We start from the raw sequence: 4009 nt of genomic DNA, 5'->3' as shown, positions 1-4009 counted from the left end.
TTTCGCCATCAATGAGGGACTGGAGCGCGCGCGTGCGCTGCTGCTCGACATCCTGGCGCTCGGCCTGCCGGTGGGCACGGAGTTTTTGGACCTGCTCTCGCCGCAGTTCATCAGCGACCTGGTGAGTTGGGGCGCCATCGGCGCGCGCACCACCGAAAGCCAGAGCCACCGCCAGCTCGCCAGCGGCCTATCCTGCCCGGTGGGCTTCAAGAACGGCACCGACGGTGGCGTGAAAGTCGCGGTGGACGCCCTCGTCGCCGCGCAGGCCAGCCATGCCTTCATGGGCATGACGAAGATGGGCCAGGCAGCGATTTTCGAAACCCGCGGCAACCCGGACTGCCACGTCATCCTGCGCGGCGGCAAAACGCCGAATTACGACGCTGCGAGCGTCGCCGCCGCCTGTGGGGTGCTCCAGGCTGCGGGTCTGCGCGAGCAGGTCATGGTGGACGTCTCTCACGCCAACAGCAGCAAGCAGCATGCGCGCCAGATCGACGTCGCCGCCGACGTCGCCGCGCAGGTGGCGGCGGGCGAAGCACGCATCATGGGTGTGATGATCGAAAGCCACCTCGAGGAAGGCCGGCAGGACATCGTGCCCGGCCAGCCGCTGCGCCGGGGCGTCTCGGTGACCGATGCGTGCATCAGTTTCGAGCAGACGGTACCGGTGCTCGAAGGCCTCGCCGCCGCGGTGGAACTGCGCCGCCAACGCAATCCGCACACGGCTGCGGCATGAATCCCTCGCCCGCCGCGGGTGGGCTCGCGCCATCGCGGGAACGGATTCTGCGTTGCCTTAGCGCGGCCGGCGCGGCGCCGAGGGGCCGCGGCCTTCGATGTGTCGGAAGGTGATGCGGCCCTTGGTGAGGTCGTAGGGCGAGAGTTCGAGCGAGACGCGATCGCCCGCGAGGATGCGGATGTGGTTCTTGCGCATCTTGCCGCCGGTATAGGCGATCAATTCGTGCCCGTTGTCGAGCGTGACGCGAAAGCGCGAGTCGGGCAGCACCTCGCTGGCAACGCCCATCATCTCGATCAGTTCTTCTTTGGCCATGGTGTGGTCCTTCATAGTCGCATGGAGGCGGGTCGCCCCATGCTGGGTTGCCCACGCCAAAACCACTCCGGATGCCAACCGAAACCGCCCAGCGCTCTGGGGAATCGACCAGTGTAGCAGAAATGCAACATTCGTGCCGGGACGCCAGGATGCGCGACGCGCGAGGGACTTGTTCAGCGTTGCCTTAGGTTCAGTCCTCGTCCGAGCGGCCGCTGCGCCGGATGGCGCGGATCAGCCACAGGCCACCCGCCACCGCGCCGAGGAATCCGAGCAGACCGAAGAGCGGCAGGCCCAGCAGGGTCGGGCCGCCCTGCACGGTCATGACGATGGACGAGCCGATCACCAGCGCGGCGATGACGAGCGCCATGGCGAGCCGGTTGGCCGCACGGTCGATCTGATCGCCCACACGCTTGAGGTGCACGATGTCGAGCGCAATGTTGAGCTGCCCGCGCCGCGCCTGCCGCAGGATCTGGGCGACATCGTCGGGCAGGTGCTCGACGACGCCGAGCGCACGGCGCAGCGTGCCCCAGGCGCGCCGAGCAAGCGCCCGCGGCTCGTAGCGCGCACGCAGCACCTGGCGCAGCAGCGGGGTGGCTTCGGCCGCCATGTGAAAGTTCGGGTCGAGGCTGCGCCCGAGGCCTTCGAGCGTGATGAAGGCCTTGACGAGCAGCGCCAGGTCCGAGGGCAGCCCCAACTGGTGCTCGCGCAGGATGGCGGTCGCGTCGGCGAGCATCTGGCCGAGCCGAAGCTGCGCCAGCGGCACGCCGTGGTACTGGTCGACGAAGGCCTCGATTTCGCGCTCGAGCTGCGCGAGATCGGCGCCATGGCCATCGCTCGCCCATTCGAGCAGCACGTCGGCCACCGCGCGCGGCTCGCGCTCGACCAGACCGAGCAGCAGGCTCAGCAGTTCCTCGCGCCGACGCTCCGACAAGCGGCCGACCATGCCGAAGTCGATGAAGGCGATGCGGTTGCCACTCAAGTAGAAGACATTGCCGGGGTGCGGGTCGGCGTGGTAGATGCCGTCTTGCACGATCATCTTGAGCACCGCGTGGGCACCGCGCCGCGCGAGCCGCTCGCGGTCGAAGCCGGCTTCGGGGGTGAGCGCGTCGATGCGTTCGCCGGGCACGCCCTCGATGCGTTGCTGGACGTTGATGCGCGCTCCGGTCCAGTCCCAATACACCCGCGGAATCACGATGTACGGCAGCGCCGCGAGATTGGCCGCGATCCGCTCGGCGTTGCGGCACTCGTTGGCGAGGTCGAGTTCGCGGCGCAGTGAACGCGCAAATTCCCGCACCAGTTGCTGCGGCCGGTAGGGCTTGAGGGCGGGCCATTCCGCTTCGGCCAGCGCCGCAAGCCGCGCCATGAGCCGCAGGTCTGCCTCGATGACCGATTCAATGCCGGGGCGACGGATTTTGACCACCACTTCGGTGCCGTCCTGCAGACGCGCGCCGTGCACCTGCGCAATCGATGCCGCCGCGAGCGGCTGGGCATCGAAGCGCGCAAACACCGCCTCGGGCTCGGCGCCCAGGTCCTCGCGCAGTTGCGGCCGCAGCGCTTCGATCGGCAGCGCCGGAACCTGGCTGTGGAGCTTTTCAAACTCAGCAATCCACTCGGGGCCAAACAGGTCGGCCCGCCCCGCGAGGATCTGGCCCAGCTTGACGAAGGTCGGGCCCAGTTCCTCCAGCGCGAGCCGCACCTGCACCGGCGCCGGCAGGCGCGCGAGGTCGGCCGCATGGTCCCAGTGCAGCGCATGGCCCGCGCGCTCGAGCCGATCCGCCAAGCCCAAGCGCCGGACGAGCTCACCGAAACCGTGCCGCACCAGTACCGAGGCGATTTCTTTGAGCCGGGCCAGGTCACGCGCGGCAAACAAGGTATCGATCAGCATGGAGCGATCATCCTAAACCCGGCAGTTGGGCGCACCCGTCAAGGTCCTTTTTTAATAGCAACGAACGGCTGATTCATGCCGGCGAAGCGCCATTTTGATCTAAAACTCAGGGCGCGATCGCCCGCTTCAGGCCGCGGGCCAGCGGGCGTGGCAGGCTGGCCAGGGACTCGAGCAGATGCGGCAGCACGCGCAGCTTCAGGCCCGTGAGGGTGGGCGGCACGACCGCCTCGATCAGGTGCGGCCCCGGCGTGGCCAGCGCCTGCTCGAGTGCGCGCACGAAGCCCTCGGTGCTCGTGGCGCGTTGGGCGGGCACACCCATGCCTTGCGCGAGCTGCACGAAATCGATCGGCGGCTGGCGCAGGTCGAACTGCGCGCGCGCCTTCTCGGCCGCGCCGAGCGCACCCACGCGCTGCAGCTCCACGTTCAAGATGGCGTAAGCGCGGTTGTTGAACACGATGCTCACGACATCGAGCCGCTCGCGCGCCATCGTCCACAAGGCTTGCGGCGTGTACATCGCCGAGCCGTCGCCCGAGAGCGCAATCACCTTGCGCCCCGGGCACGCCAGCGCAGCGCCGACCGCGTTGGGCAAGCCCTGCCCGATCGCGCCGCCGGTGAGTGTGAGCAAGTCGTGGCGCGGTGCGCCGGCGGTGTAGAGCGGCAGCAGCAGGCCCGAGGTCTGCGCCTCGTCGACGACGATGGCACCTTCGGGCAACAGGTGGCCGACGGCCTTGCAGACTTTGTCGGCCGTGAACTTGCCGCCCGGCCGCGGCGCACGCTGCGCGGGCTGCACCCGAGGCGGCGTACGCTCGGCGCCAAGCGCGGCGACGAGCGCCGAAAGGCTGGCCACCACGTCCTCGTCGAACCCGGCCAACGTGTGCACCTGACAGCCCGCGGGCACGAGGTCGCTGGCCTTGCCCGGATAGGCAAAGAAGGACACCGGCGACTTGGCGTCGACCAGGATCAAATGCTCCAGTCCCGAGAGCTGCACCGAAGCGAGTTCGGCCAGATAGGCGAGCCGTTCGATCGGCGGCAGGCCCGCGCCACGCTCGAGCCGCGTAGGAAAAACCTCGGAAAACAGCCGC

At 68.7% G+C, this 4009-nt stretch carries 4 protein-coding genes; 1 reads left to right on the top strand and 3 read right to left on the bottom strand.

Annotated features, from left to right (window positions below; all coding sequences use genetic code 11):
- On the top strand, positions 1–730 hold a 730-nt coding region (locus JHC36_RS01405; protein ID WP_287914931.1), incomplete at its 5' end, for a 3-deoxy-7-phosphoheptulonate synthase.
- A 57-nt stretch (positions 731–787) separates the two neighbouring features.
- On the opposite strand, the gene infA is transcribed toward JHC36_RS01405, so the two are convergent.
- From infA to JHC36_RS01390, 3 genes are all read right to left on the bottom strand, one after another.
- Positions 788–1042 carry a translation initiation factor IF-1 gene (gene infA, locus JHC36_RS01400; RefSeq protein WP_124223042.1) on the bottom strand — a complete coding sequence of 85 codons (255 nt, stop codon included), beginning with the start codon at positions 1040–1042 and terminating at the stop codon, positions 788–790.
- 190 nt (positions 1043–1232) lie between these two features.
- Entirely contained in the window at positions 1233–2927 is a 1695-nt protein-coding gene (locus JHC36_RS01395) for an ABC1 kinase family protein (RefSeq protein ID WP_287914927.1), read from the bottom strand.
- A 106-nt stretch (positions 2928–3033) separates the two neighbouring features.
- On the bottom strand, positions 3034–4009 hold a 976-nt coding region (locus tag JHC36_RS01390), incomplete at its 5' end, for an acetolactate synthase large subunit (protein WP_287914924.1).

Origin of the sequence: Tibeticola sp. (assembly GCF_022759015.1) — a bacterium.
Taxonomy (GTDB): Bacteria; Pseudomonadota; Gammaproteobacteria; order Burkholderiales; family Burkholderiaceae_C; genus Tibeticola; species Tibeticola sediminis.
This window is presented reverse-complemented; position numbering and strand designations above follow the sequence as displayed.